Annotated in this window: 13 protein-coding genes; 11 read left to right on the forward strand and 2 right to left on the reverse strand. The window is 63.9% G+C overall.

Going from position 1 to position 14,969, the window contains the following annotated elements; genetic code table 11:
- The first annotated feature begins 4 nt into the window (after positions 1-4).
- The 7 genes from I6F31_RS07795 (at position 5) to I6F31_RS07825 (ending at position 8,873) form a co-directional block, all read left to right on the forward strand.
- Positions 5-883: a branched-chain amino acid ABC transporter permease gene (locus I6F31_RS07795; protein ID WP_035997949.1), complete on the forward strand. Its 879-nt coding sequence runs from the start codon at positions 5-7 to the stop codon at positions 881-883.
- Between the two features lie 2 nt (positions 884-885).
- On the forward strand, positions 886-1,905 hold the full coding sequence (locus I6F31_RS07800; RefSeq protein WP_036021517.1) for a branched-chain amino acid ABC transporter permease: 1,020 nt from the start codon (positions 886-888) through the stop codon (positions 1,903-1,905).
- Between the two features lie 30 nt (positions 1,906-1,935).
- On the forward strand, positions 1,936-3,171 hold the full coding sequence (locus tag I6F31_RS07805; RefSeq protein WP_036021515.1) for an ABC transporter substrate-binding protein: 1,236 nt from the start codon (positions 1,936-1,938) through the stop codon (positions 3,169-3,171).
- A gap of 116 nt (positions 3,172-3,287) precedes the next feature.
- Positions 3,288-4,514, forward strand: a complete 1,227-nt coding sequence (locus tag I6F31_RS07810; RefSeq protein ID WP_109142407.1) for an ABC transporter substrate-binding protein — start codon at positions 3,288-3,290, stop codon at positions 4,512-4,514.
- Between the two features lie 248 nt (positions 4,515-4,762).
- A complete protein-coding gene (locus tag I6F31_RS07815; RefSeq protein ID WP_035997935.1) occupies positions 4,763-5,992 on the forward strand; it encodes an ABC transporter substrate-binding protein in 1,230 nt (409 codons plus the stop codon).
- Positions 5,993-6,170: 178 nt separating this feature from the next.
- Positions 6,171-7,400 carry an ABC transporter substrate-binding protein gene (locus I6F31_RS07820; protein WP_035997932.1) on the forward strand — a complete coding sequence of 410 codons (1,230 nt, stop codon included), beginning with the start codon at positions 6,171-6,173 and terminating at the stop codon, positions 7,398-7,400.
- A gap of 189 nt (positions 7,401-7,589) precedes the next feature.
- Positions 7,590-8,873: a glycerate kinase gene (locus I6F31_RS07825; RefSeq protein ID WP_225185219.1), complete on the forward strand. Its 1,284-nt coding sequence runs from the start codon at positions 7,590-7,592 to the stop codon at positions 8,871-8,873.
- A 31-nt stretch (positions 8,874-8,904) separates the two neighbouring features.
- On the opposite strand, the gene I6F31_RS07830 is transcribed toward I6F31_RS07825, so the two are convergent.
- Positions 8,905-9,426, reverse strand: a complete 522-nt coding sequence (locus tag I6F31_RS07830) for a MarR family transcriptional regulator (RefSeq protein ID WP_035997926.1) — start codon at positions 9,424-9,426, stop codon at positions 8,905-8,907.
- A 173-nt stretch (positions 9,427-9,599) separates the two neighbouring features.
- On the opposite strand from I6F31_RS07830, the gene I6F31_RS07835 reads away from it, so the two are divergent.
- Genes I6F31_RS07835 through I6F31_RS07845 form a run of 3 tightly spaced genes read left to right on the forward strand, consistent with a single transcriptional unit; the run spans position 9,600 to position 13,143 of the window.
- The gene (locus I6F31_RS07835) at positions 9,600-10,640 is read left to right on the forward strand and encodes a branched-chain amino acid ABC transporter permease (protein WP_225111654.1); all 1,041 of its coding nucleotides are present in this window, start codon (positions 9,600-9,602) and stop codon (positions 10,638-10,640) included.
- 5 nt (positions 10,641-10,645) lie between these two features.
- Positions 10,646-12,415 carry a branched-chain amino acid ABC transporter ATP-binding protein/permease gene (locus I6F31_RS07840; protein WP_225185220.1) on the forward strand — a complete coding sequence of 590 codons (1,770 nt, stop codon included), beginning with the start codon at positions 10,646-10,648 and terminating at the stop codon, positions 12,413-12,415.
- Entirely contained in the window at positions 12,412-13,143 is a 732-nt protein-coding gene (locus tag I6F31_RS07845) for an ABC transporter ATP-binding protein (RefSeq protein ID WP_035997921.1), read from the forward strand. Before I6F31_RS07840 ends, I6F31_RS07845 begins: the two co-directional genes overlap by 4 nt.
- A gap of 156 nt (positions 13,144-13,299) precedes the next feature.
- Here the strand turns inward: I6F31_RS07845 and I6F31_RS07850 are convergent, their stop codons facing one another.
- Complete coding sequence (locus I6F31_RS07850; RefSeq protein ID WP_225185221.1) at positions 13,300-13,923, reverse strand: pyridoxamine 5'-phosphate oxidase family protein; 624 nt, start codon at positions 13,921-13,923, stop codon at positions 13,300-13,302.
- 121 nt (positions 13,924-14,044) lie between these two features.
- Here I6F31_RS07850 and I6F31_RS07855 point away from each other — a divergent pair, with 121 nt between their 5' ends.
- A complete protein-coding gene (locus tag I6F31_RS07855; protein WP_225185222.1) occupies positions 14,045-14,929 on the forward strand; it encodes a LysR family transcriptional regulator in 885 nt (294 codons plus the stop codon).
- The last annotated feature ends 40 nt before the right edge of the window (positions 14,930-14,969 follow it).

A 14,969-nucleotide genomic window follows, 5' to 3' on the forward strand; every position in this document is an offset into this window, starting at 1 on the left:
CACAATGGAGCTGTTCACCAACCAGGTCCTGGCCGGCATCGCCACGGGGGCGATCTATGCATGCATGGCGCTCGCCGTGGTCATGATCTACCAGGCCATCGACCATCTCAACTTCGCGCAAGGCGAGATGGCGATGTTCTCGACCTTCATCTCATGGCAGCTGATGCAGTGGGGCGTATCTTATTGGGCTGCCTTCCTGATCACGCTGGCATTTTCTTTCGTTGCCGGCATCGCGATCGAGCGCATCCTGTTCAAGCCGCTCGTCAAGGCGCCGGTGCTCACCAACGTCGCCGGCTTCATCGCGCTGTTTGCGATCATCAACTCCTCGGCGGGCCTGATCTGGGACTTCACGATCAAGCAATATCCGACCCCGTTCGGCTCCGCACCGTTTCTCGGCAGCCAGCTGATCTCGACGCACCAGGCCGGCATGATCGGCGTCACCGTGGCGCTGCTGCTCGCGCTCTATTTCTTCTTCCAGTACACGCGCATCGGCCTTGCGATGCGAGCCGCAGCGTCGGTGCCCGAATCGGCCCGCCTCGTCGGCATCAACACGAGCTGGATGATCGCGCTCGGCTGGGGCATGGCGACCGCGATCGGCTCGATCGCCGGCATGCTGATCGCACCTGTCGTATTCCTCGAGCCGAACATGATGGGCGGCGTGCTGATCTACGGCTTCGCCGCGGCGGTGCTCGGCGGGCTGTCGAGCCCGTTCGGCGCCGTGGTCGGCGGCTTCCTGGTCGGCGTGTTCGAGAATCTGGCCGGTACCTACATTCCCGGCGTCGGCAATGAGCTGAAACTCCCGATCGCGCTCGCGCTGATCATCTCCGTCCTGGTCGTCAAACCCGCTGGTCTGTTCGGCCGGCATATCGTCAAGCGAGTTTGATCATGAGCGCAGCAGAAGAAGTCGTCGCTGAGGGCCACGAGGCGGTCGAGGCGGTTCCGAAGCGGGCCATGACGCTGGGCACCGGCACCTCGCTGGTGGTGCTGGCCGCGCTGTTGATCGTGCCGATGTTCGTCAAGAACTTCATCATCTTCCAAATGACGATGCTCCTGATCTACGGGCTCGCGGTGCTGGCGCTGAACATCCTGACCGGCGGAAGCGGCCAGTTCTCGCTCGGCCAGAGCGCGTTCTACGCCGTCGGCGCCTATGTGTCGGCGGTGCTGATGGAACATGCCAACGTCAACTACGCGCTGACCATTCCGATCTCCGCCGTGATTTGCTTCGGATTCGGTTACCTGTTCGGCAAGCCGGCGCTGCGGCTGTCCGGCATCTATCTCGCACTCGCGACCTTCGCGCTTGCGACTGCGATGCCGCAGCTGCTCAAGCTGAACTTCCTCGAGCACTGGACCGGCGGCGTGCAGGGCCTCGTCGTCACCAAGCCGGACGCGCCGTTCGGCCTGCCGATGTCGCAGGACATGTGGCTGTACTACTTCACGCTCGCCGTGACGGTCGCGATCTACATCTTCTCGGTGAACCTGTTGCGTTCCCGCTCGGGCCGCGCCTTCATGGCGATCCGCGACAACGAGATCGCGGCCTCCTCGATGGGAGTCAACGTCGCGCTGTACAAGACGCTGGCTTTCGGCGTGTCCGCCGGCATCACCGGCGTTGCCGGCTCGCTCGGCGCCATCGCGGTGCAGTTCGTCGCGCCCGACAGCTACACCATCACGCTCGCGATCTCGCTGTTCCTCGGCATGGTGGTCGGCGGCGTCGGCTGGCTGCCCGGCTCGTTCGTCGGTGCGGCCTTCATCATCTTCGTGCCGAACATGGCGGAGAGCATCTCCAAGGGCCTCTCCGGCGCGGTATTCGGCGTGCTGCTGTTCCTCGTCATCTACCTCGTGCCGCACGGCGCAAGGCAGGTCGCGATCCTGGGCCAGCAACTCGTCGGCAAGCTCAGGAAGAATTGAAGACCCGTTGAATTAACCAAGGAGACCGAATTGTATTTTGGAAGAACACTGCGAGCCGCCGCGCTGATCACGGCAACGGCGGCCATCACTCTCACCTCCGGCGCTGCACTCGCCCAAAAGAAATACGACACCGGCGCGTCCGATACCGAGATCAAGATCGGCAACATCATGCCGTACAGCGGTCCGGCGTCGGCCTATGGCATCATCGGCAAGACCGAAGAAGCCTATTTCAAGATGATCAACGACAAGGGCGGCATCAACGGCCGCAAGATCAACTTCGTCACCTATGACGACGGCTATTCGCCGCCGAAGGCCGTCGAGCAGGTCCGCAAGCTGGTCGAGAGCGACGAGGTGCTGGTCGTTTTCAACCCGCTCGGCACGCCCTCGAACAGTGCGATCCAGAAATATCTCAACTCCAAGAAGATCCCGCAGCTCTTCGTCGCGACCGGCGCCACCAAGTGGAACGACCCGAAGAACTTCCCCTGGACCATGGGCTGGCAGCCCTCCTACCAGAGCGAAGCGCAGATCTACGCGAAATGGCTGATGAAGGAGAAGCCGGACGCCAAGATCGCGATCCTCTACCAGAACGACGATTTCGGCAAAGACTACCTCAAGGGCACCAAGGACGGCCTCGGCGCCAAGGCCTCGTCCATGATCGTCATGGAGGAGAGCTACGAGGTCTCCGAGCCGTCGATCGACGGCCATATCGTCAAGATCAAGGCCGCCAATCCCGACGTGCTGCTGATCTACACCACGCCGAAGTTCGCGGCCCAGACCATCAAGAAGACCGCCGAGCTCAGCTGGAAGCCGCTCCAGATCCTCACCAACGTGTCGATCTCGGTCGGCAGCGTGATGAAGCCGGCCGGCTTCGAGAACGCGCAGGGCGTGCTGTCGGCCGCCTACGCCAAGGACTCCACGGATCCGCAATGGGCCAACGACCCCGGCATGAAGAAGTGGAACGAGTTCGTCGACAAGTACATGCCGGGTGCCGACAAGTCGGACACCAGCATGGTTTATGGCTATGGCGCCGCCTCGACGCTGGCCAAGGTGCTGGAGATGTGCGGTGACGATCTCACTCGCGCCAACATCATGAAGCAGGCCGCCTCGTTGAAGGACTTTGCCCCGGATACGCTGCTGCCCGGCGTCAAGATCAACACCAGCGCCACCGACTTCGCTCCGATCGCGCAGCTGCAGATGATGCGCTTCAAGGGCGAGAAGTGGGAACTGTTCGGCGAGATCATCAGCGGTGACGTCGCCTCCGAGTGATGCGTGACGCGATGATCGAGGACGAGGAGCCCCCGCGGACAGTCGCGGGGGCTTTTTGTTGACGACAGGCGCCAATCTTGTTCAATGCGATCGATCCATCCCGGGGTAGGAGAGCAATGGCCGCCGTTCGTTCCCAGGTTGCGACGCTCTGGGCCGCGCTTGCCTTGTGCACTGCAATGAGCGGCGAGGCGCTGGCGCAGAAGAAATACGACAGCGGCGCGTCCGATACCGAGATCAAGATCGGTAACATCATGCCCTACAGCGGTCCGGCCTCCGGCTATGCTGCGATCGGCAGGACCGAGGAAGCCTACTTCAACAAGATCAATGCCGAGGGCGGCATCAACGGCCGCAAGATCAGATTCATCTCCTATGACGACGGCTATTCGCCGCCGAAGACGGTGGAACAGGCGCGAAAACTGGTCGAGAGCGACAATGTGCTGCTGATCTTCGGCTCGCTCGGCACCTCCACCAACAGCGCCATCCGCAAGTACATGAACGAGAAGAAGGTGCCGCAATTGTTCGTGGCGAGCGGCGCCTCGAAATGGAACGACCCCAAGCAATATCCCTGGACCATGGGCTGGCAGCCGAGCTACGTCAGCGAGGCCCGGATCTATGCCAAATACATCATGAAGGAGAAGCCAAACGGAAAGATCGGCGTGCTCTACCAGAACGACGATTTCGGCAAGGACTATCTAAACGGGTTGAAGGAGGGCCTCGGCGCCAAGGCTTCGATGATCGTGCGGGAGGAGGCCTACGACACGTCCGAGCCCGCAATCGACGAGCGAGTCGTGAAGCTGAAGGCGGCCGGCGCCGATATCTTCATCAGCCTCACCAACCAGAAATTCGCCGCGCAGGGAATCAAGAAAGCCGCGGAGATCAACTGGCATCCGATGCACATCATCTCCAACGTCTCGGCTTCGGTCAGCGGCGTATTGGAGCCGGCGGGCATTGAAGTCTCGCAAGGCATCCTGTCGGCGACCTACACCAAGGACGGCTCCGACCCGCAGTGGAATGCCGACGACGGCATGAAGAAGTTCTACAGTTTCCTCGCGCAATACGAGCCCAGGGCCAACAAGCTCGATGCCGGCGTCGTGTACGGCTATGCCGCCGCACAGACCATTGTGAAGGTGCTGCAGATGTGCGGCGACGATCTCACCCGCGAGAACGTCATGAAGCAGGCCGCCAGCCTGAAGGACTTCGCACCCGACACGCTGCTGCCAGGCATCAAGATCAACACCGCGCCCGACGATTTCGCCCCGATCGAGCAGCTGCAGATGATGCGCTTCAAGGGCAGGAAATGGGAGCTGTTCGGCGACATCATCTCGAGCGAGATGAGCCACTGAACGACGCAATTCAAAATAGCCGCCTTCTCGTAAAGCAACTCAAGCGGTGAGTTTGCCCCGCAAAAAGAATCTCACGCGCCGGAATATTCAGCACCGCCTTCGACGAGATCGCCGCCTGCGCGAGGCCCGTGCAGGCGTTCTTCTTGCTGACGGCCGTGGATAGGTATTGAATGCGTGACGGAGCGACGCGCAACGATCGCTCCCAATAAGAACAAACGACACATTCAATCCTGTCCAGGGAGATCAAAATGCCTGCAATGCATGTGCGATTGGGGGCCTTCTCGGCTGCCCTCGTGCTAGCCGCCACGCTGTCCACGACAGCGCTCGCGCAGAAGAAATACGACACCGGCGCATCCGACACGGAGATCAAGATCGGCAACATCATGCCCTATAGCGGTCCCGCGTCCGCCTACGGCGTGATCGGCAAGACCGAAGAGGCCTATTTCCGCAAGATCAACGCAGAAGGCGGCATTAACGGCCGCAAGATCAACTTCATCACCTATGACGACGCCTATTCCCCGCCGAAGACCGTGGAGCAGGCGCGCAAGCTGGTCGAGAGCGACGAGGTGCTGCTGATCTTCAACTCGCTCGGCACCCCGCCGAACTCGGCGATCCAGAAGTACATGAACCAGAAGAAGGTTCCGCAGCTGTTCGTCGCCACCGGCGCCACGAAGTGGAACGACCCGCAGACCTTCCCGTGGACGATGGGCTGGCAACCCAACTACCAGATCGAGTCGATCATCTACGCCAAGTACATCCTGAAGAACCATCCGAACGCCAAGATCGCCGTGCTCTACCAGAACGACGATTACGGCAAGGACTATCTGAAGGGGTTCAAGGACGGGCTCGGCGCCAAGGCCGCCTCGATGATCGTCATCGAGGACAGCTACGAAGTCTCCGAGCCGACCATCGACTCCCACATCGTCAAGATGAAGTCGACCAACGCCGACGTGTTCTTCAACATCACGACGCCGAAATTCGCGGCACAGGCGATCAAGAAGAACGCCGAGATCGGCTGGAAGCCGCTGCACTTCCTCAACAACGTCTCGGCCTCGATCGGCAGCGTAATCAAGCCGGCCGGCTTCGAGAACGCGCAGGACATCATCTCGTCGCAGTACTTCAAGGATCCCACCGACGCGCAGTGGAAAAACGACAAGGCGATGATCGCCTGGAACGAATTTCTGGATAAGTACTATCCGGAAGCGAACCGCGCCGATGCCTCGGTAATGTACGGCTACATCGTCGCCCAAGGCCTCGTTCACGTGCTCAAGGCCTGCGGTGACAATCTCACCCGCGAGAACATCATGAAGCAGGCCGCCAACATCAAGGACTTCGAGCCGGCGGGCCTGTTGCCGGGCATCAAGGTCAACACCTCGGCGACCGATTTCGCGCCGCTCTCGCAACTGCAGCTGATCCGGTTCAAGGGCGAGCATTGGGTGCCATTTGGCGAGGTGCTGAGCGGCGACGTCGGCGGCTGACCATTAACCACTTGCTCAAGATGTAGCCAAATCGACTAAAGACGCAGCCCCTGCGGCCATGCCGCAGGGGCTTTTCCTTGAAGCGTTCAGGCAAATCGTATTGAATTGCGGCCGCGTCGCGAAGAAAAACGAGACAAGAAAAGGGACGCACACACAAAGAAGAAACAGGGAGATTGGAATGCCTGCTGTCACCGGCAAGCTTGCGGCCGCATCATTGGCGCTCGCGCTCATCGCGGCCTCGGCCTCAACCGCAACGGCCCAAAAAAAATACGATACCGGTGCGACCGACACCGAGATCAAGATCGGCAACATCATGCCCTACAGCGGACCGGCCTCCGCCTACGGCATCATCGGTCGCACCGAAGCCGCCTATTTCAAGAAGATCAACGAAGAGGGCGGCATCAACGGCCGCAAGATCAATTTCGTCTCCTACGACGACGCCTACTCGCCGCCGAAGACGGTGGAGCAGGCGCGCAAGCTGGTCGAGAGCGACGAGGTGCTGCTCGTCTTCAACTCGCTCGGCACGCCGCCGAACTCCGCGATCCAGAAATACATGAACTCGAAGAAGGTGCCGCAGCTGTTCGTCGCCACCGGCGCTACCAAGTGGAACGATCCGCAGAACTTCCCGTGGACCATGGGCTGGCAACCCAACTACCAGAGCGAGACGCAGATCTACGCGAAATACATCCTCAAGGCCATGCCGAACGCCAAGATCGGCGTGCTCTACCAGAACGACGATTACGGCAAGGATTACCTGAAGGGCCTTAAGGACGGCTTGGGGGCCAAGGCCGCGAGCATGATCGTGCTGGAGGAAAGCTACGAGACGTCGGAGCCGACCATCGACAACCACATCGTCAAGCTGAAAGCCACCGGCGCCGACGTCTTCATCAACATCACCACGCCGAAGTTCGCGGCGCAGGCGATCAAGAAGATCTCCGAGATCGGCTGGAAGCCGACCCACTTCCTCAACAACGTCTCGGCCTCGGTCGGCAGCGTGATCAAGCCCGCCGGCTTCGAGAATTCGCAGGACATCATCTCGGCCGCCTATCTGAAGGACGTCTCCGATCCGCAGTGGAAGGACGACGCCGGCATGAAGGCGTTCCTGGAGTTCATGACGAAGTACTTCCCCGAGGGCGACAAGCTCGACGGCGGCACCATCGTCGGCTACGGCGTCGCGCAGACGCTGGTCGAAGTGCTGAAGAAATGCGGCGACAATCTCACGCGCGAGAACGTCATGAAGCAGGCGGCGAGCCTGAAGGACTTCCGCACCGAAGTGCTGCTGCCCGGCATCAAGATCAGTACCGGGCCGAACGACTTCGCACCGATCAGCTCGCTGCAGCTGATGAAGTTCAAGGGCGACAAGTGGGACCTGTTCGGCGAGGTGATCAGCGCCGACGCCGGCGGCTAGAAGCTTCAAAGCCCGGACGACGAGCCCCCTGCGCTGATCGCGCAGGGGGCTTTTGCTTGTGTGGCAATTATGATCACGCGATTGCACAATCGAATGACGGCGAAGGCGCTTACGCTTTGGCACACGATGCGGTAGGCAGATGGCGGCGACCTCGTCGCCGCCAGTCCAGTCTGCGCAAGGCCATTGTCCATGACCGACCGACGTCCCCTGCTCCGCGCGCTCTACGACACTGCCGTTGCTGCCGCCCATCCGAGCGTGGTGCTGGCCCCTCACCTGCGGCCTGCGCCCAGGGGGCGCGTGATCTGCCTTGCGGCCGGCAAGGGCGCCGGCGCAATGGCCGCAGCCGCGGAGCGGCATTATCTCGATGCGCTGGGATTGGCGCCGGAGCGCCTCGTCGGCATCGCCACCACGCGCCACGGCTACGGCGTGCCCGCGCGCAGCATTCGCGTGGTCGAGGCCGGTCATCCCGTGCCTGACGAAGCGGGCCTGAAGGGCGCGGCCGACACGCTCGCACTCGCGGGCGAGGCCGGGCCGGACGATCTCCTGCTGGTGCTGCTCACCGGCGGCGGCTCGGCCAACTGGATCGCGCCGGTGGACGGCATCAGCTTCGCGCAGAAGCAGGCGGTCAACAAGGCGCTGCTGCGCTCGGGCGCGCCGATCGGCGAGATGAACGTCGTGCGCAAGCACCTGTCGCGGATCAAGGGCGGCCGCCTCGCCCGCGCTGGCAGCAACGCCGCGGAGATCGTGACGCTCGCGATCTCCGACGTGCCGCATGACGATCCGTCCGCGATCGCCTCCGGCCCCACCGTGCCCGATCCGACCACGCTGGCGGATGCGCGCGCGATCGTGGCGAAATACAGGCTCGACATCGACGATGCGGTGCGGCGCGCGCTCGACGATCCCAACAACGAGAGCTGCAAGCCGGGCGACGCCGCCTTTGCGCACGCGTCGTTCGAGCTGATCGCGCGGCCCAAGCAGTCGCTGGACGCTGCGGTCAAGCTCGCGCGCGAGGCCGGCTACGAGACCATCGATCTCGGCGCCGATCTCGAAGGCGAGGCGCGCGAGGTCGCCGCCGATCACGCCAGGCTGGCGCTTCAGGCACGCAGCCAGGGCAAGCGCGTCGCGATTCTCTCCGGCGGCGAACTCACGGTCACCGTGCGCGGCAACGGGCGCGGCGGGCCGAACCAGGAATACGCGCTGGCCCTGGCCTCGCTCTTGAAGGACACTTCCGGCATCGCGGCGCTGGCCGGCGACACCGACGGCGCCGATGGCGGCGCCGGCCACCCGACCGACCCCGCCGGCGCGCTGATCGATGCGGCGACGTTCGCGAAGATGAAGGCGCTGGGGCTCGAGCCGCAGGCCTATCTCGCCAACAACGACGCCACCACGTTTTTCGAGGCGACCGGCGACCTGCTACAGCCTGGACCGACGCTGACCAACGTGAACGACATCAGGGTGATTTTGGTGGATTGACGTTCGCTTACCCTCCCCTAGAGGGTAAGAGTCAAAACTCGTTGGCGATCTTCGCGAGCATCTCGATCAGGGCTTCGCGGTTGGCCTGGCCGAGCAGATCGTTCAGCCGGGCCTCGTGCTTGGTGGCGACGAGCTTCTTGGCGCGCGCCAGCACGGCCTTGCCCTTGTCGGTCAAGACCAGGATGTGCGAGCGGCGGTCGTTGGTGGAGCGGATCCGCGCACAGAGGTCGCGGCTCTCCAGATTGTCGAGCATGGCTACGAAGTTCGGCCTGAGGATGCCGAGCGTGGAGGCGATCTCGGTCTGGTTACGGCCGGGGTTTTTCTCGACCAGGAGCAGCACCGAGAACTGCGCCGGCGTCAGCTGGAGCGAGGCCATGCAGCGCAGGAAATTCTCGAACACCTTGAGCTGCGCACGTTTCAGGACATAGCCGAGCTGCTCGGAAAGCTCGCCGAGCTGGAGGGCCTCCGCCTGCGGCTCGCCTGCCTCCTTGCGGCCCTTGGCCGCGTCGGCCGGCTTGTCGGAGGACTTTTCAGCGGTTTTGGAAACGGTCATCGCCTCGTGCTCGTAATCCCGCTAAATTCCGGGGCGGGTCGTTCCCACCCTTGAAGTTATATTTGATAATTGTTATGGACCATACCAAATATCGCCTGCGTTTTTCAATGGCTGTGAGCGGACCGTCCACCGTAATCGAGGGGACCGGTCCGGATTAGGGGGAGCGTCCGGTCTTGAATACCACCATCATGCTGTTCCTGGTGCAGGACGGCATCACCAATGGCGCGATCTATGCGCTGCTCGGCCTGGCGCTGGTGCTGGTGTTCGCCGTCACCCGCGTCATCCTCATTCCCCAGGGCGAATTCGTCACCTATGGCGCGCTGACCTATGCCTCGCTGGCCGCCGGCCAGATGCCGGGCACGGCAAAGCTGGCGCTGGCGCTCGGCATCGGCGCCTTCGTCTTCGACCTGTTCGTGGCGCGCAAGGCGCTGCACGGGCGGCTGGTCGTCCGCAGCTTCATCGCCAACGTCGTGCTGCCCGCGATCGTGTTGGCGCTGACCCTGTCCCTCGCCGCGCAGAAGGCGCCGGTCGCGGTCTGCATCGCGCTGTCGCTGGTGATCGTGGCGATGATCGGCCTCTATCTCTATCGCATCGCCTTCCAGCCGCTGGCGCACACTTCGGTGCTGGTGCTGCTGATCGCCTCGGTCGGCGTCCATCTCGCGCTGCAGGGCCTCGGCCTGTTGTTCTTCGGCGCCGAAGGCCAGCGCGGGCCTGCCGTGCTGTCCGGCGCCTTCACCGCCGGCGCATTGCGCTTCACCGGCCAGAGCATCACCGTCTATGCCATCACCATCGCCTTCATCGTCGCCCTCTGGCTGTTCTTCGGCCTGACGCTCTACGGCAAGGCGCTGCGCGCGACCGCGGTCAACCGGCTTGGGGCGCGGCTTGCCGGCATCCGCACCACGCTGTCGGGCCAGATCGCCTTCCTGCTGGCCTCCGTGATCGGCGCGCTCTCGGGCATCCTGATCGTGCCGATCACGACACTGTATTACGACTCCGGCTTCCTGATCGGGCTGAAGGGCTTCGTCGCCGCGATCATCGGCGGCCTCGTCAGCTATCCCCTCACCGCCGTCGCGGCGCTGGTGGTCGGCATCGTCGAGGCGTTCTCGTCCTTCTATGCCTCCAACTACAAGGAGGTGATCGTCTTCATGCTGCTGATCCCCGTGCTGCTGCTGCGCTCGCTCGCCGCGCCCGCGGTCGAGGAAGAGAAGGACTGAGCCCGATGCAGAGCCGGCTTCCCATCCTCGTCTTCGCGATCCTCATGGCGGCGATCCCGCTCATCCCGGGCGTGCCCCCGTTCTGGATCGTGCTGCTCGACAATATCGGCCTTGCCGCGCTGGTCGCGATGGGCCTCGTGCTGCTGACCGGCGTCGGCGGCCTCACCTCGTTCGGGCAGGCCGCCTTCGTCGGTTTCGGTGCCTACACCACCGCCGTGCTGACGACGGCCTATGGCCTGTCGCCCTGGCTGACGCTGCCGCTGTCGCTCGTGGTCAGCGGCTCGCTCGCGGTGCTGCTCGGGCTGATCACCGTGCGCCTCTCCGGCCATTACCTGCCGCTCGGCACGCTCGCCTGGGGGCTTGGGCTGTTCTACCTGTTCAGCAAGCTGGAGTTTCTGGGACGTAACGACGGCATCTCGGCGATCCCGCCGCTGTCGATCGGTGCCTTCAAGATGCTCTCGCCCGGCTCGATCTATTACGCGATCTGGATCGCCGTGATCCTCTCGGCCCTGCTGACGATGAACCTCTTGGACTCCCGCACCGGCCGCGCCATCCGCGCGCTGCGCCGCGGCCATGTCGCGGCCGAGGCCTTCGGCGTCCACACGCCGCGTGCAAAGCTGCTGGTGTTCATCCATGCCGCGGTGCTCGCGGGCCTGTCCGGGTGGCTCTACGCCCATCTCCAGCGCGCCGTGAACCCGACGCCGTTCGGCGCGCATATGGGCATCGAATATCTCTTCATCGCGGTGGTCGGCGGCGCCGGCTATGTCTGGGGCGGCGTGCTGGGCGCGGCGATTGTCGTGATCCTGAAAGAGGTGCTGCAGAGCTATCTGCCGCTGATCCTGCCCGGCTCCGGCCAGGTCGAGACCATCGTGTTCGGCATCATGCTGGTGGCGCTGCTGCAGCTTGCGCCCGGCGGCCTCTGGCCCTGGCTGATGTCGTTCTTCCCCGAGCGCACCGACGGCAGGAAGCCGGACACCTCGCTGAAGCTGGAGCATCGCACCCGCGCGCCTGCCGAGACCGGCGTCCTGCTTCAGGTCGAGAAGGCGCGAAAGCAATTTGGCGGCGTGGTCGCGGTGAACAACGTGTCCTTCGACGTGCAGGCCCGCGAGATCGTCGCGCTGATCGGCCCGAACGGCGCCGGCAAGAGCACGACCTTCAACCTGATTACCGGCGTGCTGTCGGCAACCTCGGGCTCGATCTCGGTGCTCGGCAGGAAGGTCGACAACGCGCCGCCGCAGGAGATCGTCAAGCTCGGTATCAGCAGGACCTTCCAGCACGTCAAGCTCGTCCCCGACATGACCGTGCTGGAGAACGTCGCGATTGGCGCACATTTGCGCGGCCATTCCGGCCCAATCTCCTCGATGCTGCGGCTCGACCGCGCTGACGAGGCCAAGCTGCTCGCCGAGGCCGCCCGCCAGATCGAGCGCGTCGGCCTCGCCGAGCAGATGCACCAGCTGGCAGGCTCGCTCTCGCTCGGCCAGCAGCGCATCGTCGAGATCGCCCGCGCGCTCTGCGTCGATCCGATGCTGCTGCTGCTCGACGAGCCGGCCGCCGGCCTGCGCCACATGGAAAAGCAGCGGCTCGCCGCGCTGCTCCGCGAGCTGCGCGACGGCGGGATGTCCGTCCTCTTGGTCGAGCACGACATGGGCTTCGTGATGAACCTTGCCGACCGCATCGTGGTGCTCGATTTCGGCACCAAGATCGCGGAGGGCACGCCGGCGACGATCAAGACCAATCCCGAAGTGATCAAGGCCTATCTCGGAGTGGCGGCATGAGCACGCTGTTGTCCGTCACCGACGCGCATGTCGCCTATGGCAAGGTCGAGGCGGTGCGTTCGGTCTCGCTCGAGGTGGGCGCCAACGAGATCGTCACCATTGTCGGCGCCAACGGCGCCGGCAAGACCACGCTGCTCTCGGCCATCATGGGAATCCTGCCGCTGAAGGGCCGCGTCGCCTTTGCCGGGCAGGATCTCGCCCGCCTCGACATCGAGGACCGTGTCGCGATGGGCCTCGGTCTCGTTCCCGAGCATCGCGAATTGTTCGTGACCATGAATGTCGAGGACAATCTCGAGCTGGGCGCGTTCCGGATCGAGCGCAGCAAGGCCAAAGCCTCGATGGAGCGGGTCTATGCGCTGTTTCCGCGGCTCAAGGAGCGGCGCAAGCAGCTCGCCGGCACGCTCTCCGGCGGCGAGCAGCAGATGCTCGCGATGGGCCGCGCGCTGATGGGCGAGCCGAAGCTCTTGATGCTGGACGAGCCGAGCCTGGGCCTGGCCCCGATCATCGTCGCCGACATCTTCCGTATCGTCACCGAGCTCCGCGCCGCCGGGGTCTCCGTGCTGCTGGTCGAGCAGAACGCGCAGGCCGCGCTGAAGATCGCGGACCACGCCTACGTCATGGAGCTCGGCGAGTTCGTGCTCAGCGGCAAGGCCAGCGACATCGCCGCCAACGAACGGGTGGCCGCGAGCTATCTCGGCTTCCAGCACGAAGGCGAGAGTGTGATTTAGTTTAGAGACGCCTCGGCCTATTCATTGTCATCGCCCGCGAAGGCGGGCGATCCAGTACTCCGAGACGATCGCGATTGAACCGAATGCCTCGGCGTACTGGATGCCCCGCCTTCGCGGGGCATGACACCGGACGATGGGAGAGGCGAAGCGCGCCGTTTAACCTGCCGCCTTCTCCCCCTTCAACGCCGCAACCTCCGCCTCCAGCTCTGCGATCCGCTGATCCCGCGCGGCCAGCGCGGCCGCGACATCGGCTGCATCAAACTTCTGCGGGATGTGCTGCGGGCAGTTGGTGTCCCAGGCTGCGATCTTGAACAGGATCACCTGCTCGGGCCGGGCGCGGTAGCCTTTCGGCATCAGTGACGTGGTCAGCGCTTCGTCGTCCTCGACGACGCGCGCCTCGCCCCAGAGCTTCACACGGCGACGATGGGCGTAGTCCATCACGAAGATGTAGGCCTTGGGATTCTCCGAGAGATTTCCTTGCGTGATGAACTGCTGGTTGCCGGCGTAGTCGGCGAAGGCGAGCGTCTGCTTGTCCAGCACCTTGAGAAAGCCCTTCGGGCCGCCGCGGTGCTGGATGTAGGGCTGGCCGTCGGCTGAAGCCGTGGCGAAATAGAAGCTGTTGGCGTCGGCCAGGAACGCGGCGAGATTGTCGTCGACCTCGGTGCGCCAGCCGCGCTGCTCGCTGCGCGCATAGGCCTCGCGCGAGCCCTTGCGCGCCTGGATCGTCTTCACCGCCGGCGAAAAGGCCACGTCGCTGGCATAGGTGTGAACTGCCGTCATCGGAACATCTCCTGAAATTCCGGCGCATTGCTGCGTCTTCCGCGCCTAATCTGGACCTTTCGGCGTCTAAAACAATTGAGCAGCTTGACACTTCATCATTGCAATATATGCAATAATGTCCATGGACCGGCTCGAAGCCATGCACGTCTTCGTCACCGTGGCCGACCTGCGCGGCTTTGCGCCGGCGGCGCGCAAGCTGCGCCTGTCGCCCTCGGCGGTGACGCGGATGATCGCGGCGCTCGAGGAGCATCTCGGCGCGCGGCTGCTGCAGCGGACCACGCGGCAGGTGGCGCTGACCGACGTCGGCACGCGCTATTTGGAGCGCGCGCGGCGCATCCTCGCCGACGTCGAAGAGGCTGACGGCTCGGCGCGGGAGGAACGCAACCGGCCGAGCGGGCGTTTCGTCGTGTCCGCGCCGGTCGGCTTCGGCCGCCTGCATGTCGGACCGGTCATGACCGCCTATCTCAAGCGCTATCCCGAGGTCGCCGCCGAACTCAGGCTGTCCGACCATCTCGTCAACCTCGTCGAGGACGCCGTCGATGCCGCGGTGCGGATCGGCCATCTCGCCGATTCCTCGCTTGTGGCGCGCCAGGTCGGCGAGATGCGGCGGATCGTGGTGGCCGCGCCCGGCTATTTGAAGCGTCATGGCGAGCCGAAGACGCCGGAGGCGCTCGCCACGCACCAGACCATCCAGTTCGGCCCCTGGTCCGAATGGCGCTTCCTGCGCGACGGCCGCGATATCGGGCTGCCGCTGTCGCCTCGCTTCATCAGCAACAGCGCCGATGCCGCCCTGCAATATGCCGAGGCCGGCGGCGGCGTGACGCGGGTACTGGCCTATCAGGCCGCCGAGGGCCTGAAGCGCGGACGCCTGAAGATCGTGCTGGCGCAATACGAGCAGCCGGCGCTGCCGATCCACATCGTCTACCCGACCTCGCGCCTGCTCTCGGCCAAGGTGCGCGCGTTCGTCGACCTCGTGGTGGAGACGGCGGAGTGGAGGTTTGGGTGATCTTTTCCGTCATGGCCGGGCTTGCCCCGGGCATGACGAC

It is taken from the genome of Bradyrhizobium sp. NBAIM01 (assembly GCF_020194115.1).
Lineage (GTDB): Bacteria > Pseudomonadota > Alphaproteobacteria > Rhizobiales > Xanthobacteraceae > Bradyrhizobium > Bradyrhizobium yuanmingense.

Bases quoted from the DNA above. Each gene is read 5' to 3' on its own strand.
- I6F31_RS07815 (WP_035997935.1), top strand. From the start codon at position 4,763: ATGCCTGCAATGCATGTGCGATTGGGGGCCTTCTCGGCTGCCCTCGTG.
- I6F31_RS07825 (WP_225185219.1), top strand. From the start codon at position 7,590: ATGACCGACCGACGTCCCCTGCTCCGCGCGCTCTACGACACTGCCGTT.
- I6F31_RS07800 (WP_036021517.1), top strand. From the start codon at position 886: ATGAGCGCAGCAGAAGAAGTCGTCGCTGAGGGCCACGAGGCGGTCGAG.
- I6F31_RS07830 (WP_035997926.1), bottom strand. From the start codon at position 9,426: ATGACCGTTTCCAAAACCGCTGAAAAGTCCTCCGACAAGCCGGCCGAC.
- I6F31_RS07855 (WP_225185222.1), top strand. From the start codon at position 14,045: ATGGACCGGCTCGAAGCCATGCACGTCTTCGTCACCGTGGCCGACCTG.
- I6F31_RS07795 (WP_035997949.1), top strand. From the start codon at position 5: ATGGAGCTGTTCACCAACCAGGTCCTGGCCGGCATCGCCACGGGGGCG.
- I6F31_RS07810 (WP_109142407.1), top strand. From the start codon at position 3,288: ATGGCCGCCGTTCGTTCCCAGGTTGCGACGCTCTGGGCCGCGCTTGCC.
- I6F31_RS07845 (WP_035997921.1), top strand. From the start codon at position 12,412: ATGAGCACGCTGTTGTCCGTCACCGACGCGCATGTCGCCTATGGCAAG.
- I6F31_RS07840 (WP_225185220.1), top strand. From the start codon at position 10,646: ATGCAGAGCCGGCTTCCCATCCTCGTCTTCGCGATCCTCATGGCGGCG.
- I6F31_RS07820 (WP_035997932.1), top strand. From the start codon at position 6,171: ATGCCTGCTGTCACCGGCAAGCTTGCGGCCGCATCATTGGCGCTCGCG.
- I6F31_RS07850 (WP_225185221.1), bottom strand. From the start codon at position 13,923: ATGACGGCAGTTCACACCTATGCCAGCGACGTGGCCTTTTCGCCGGCG.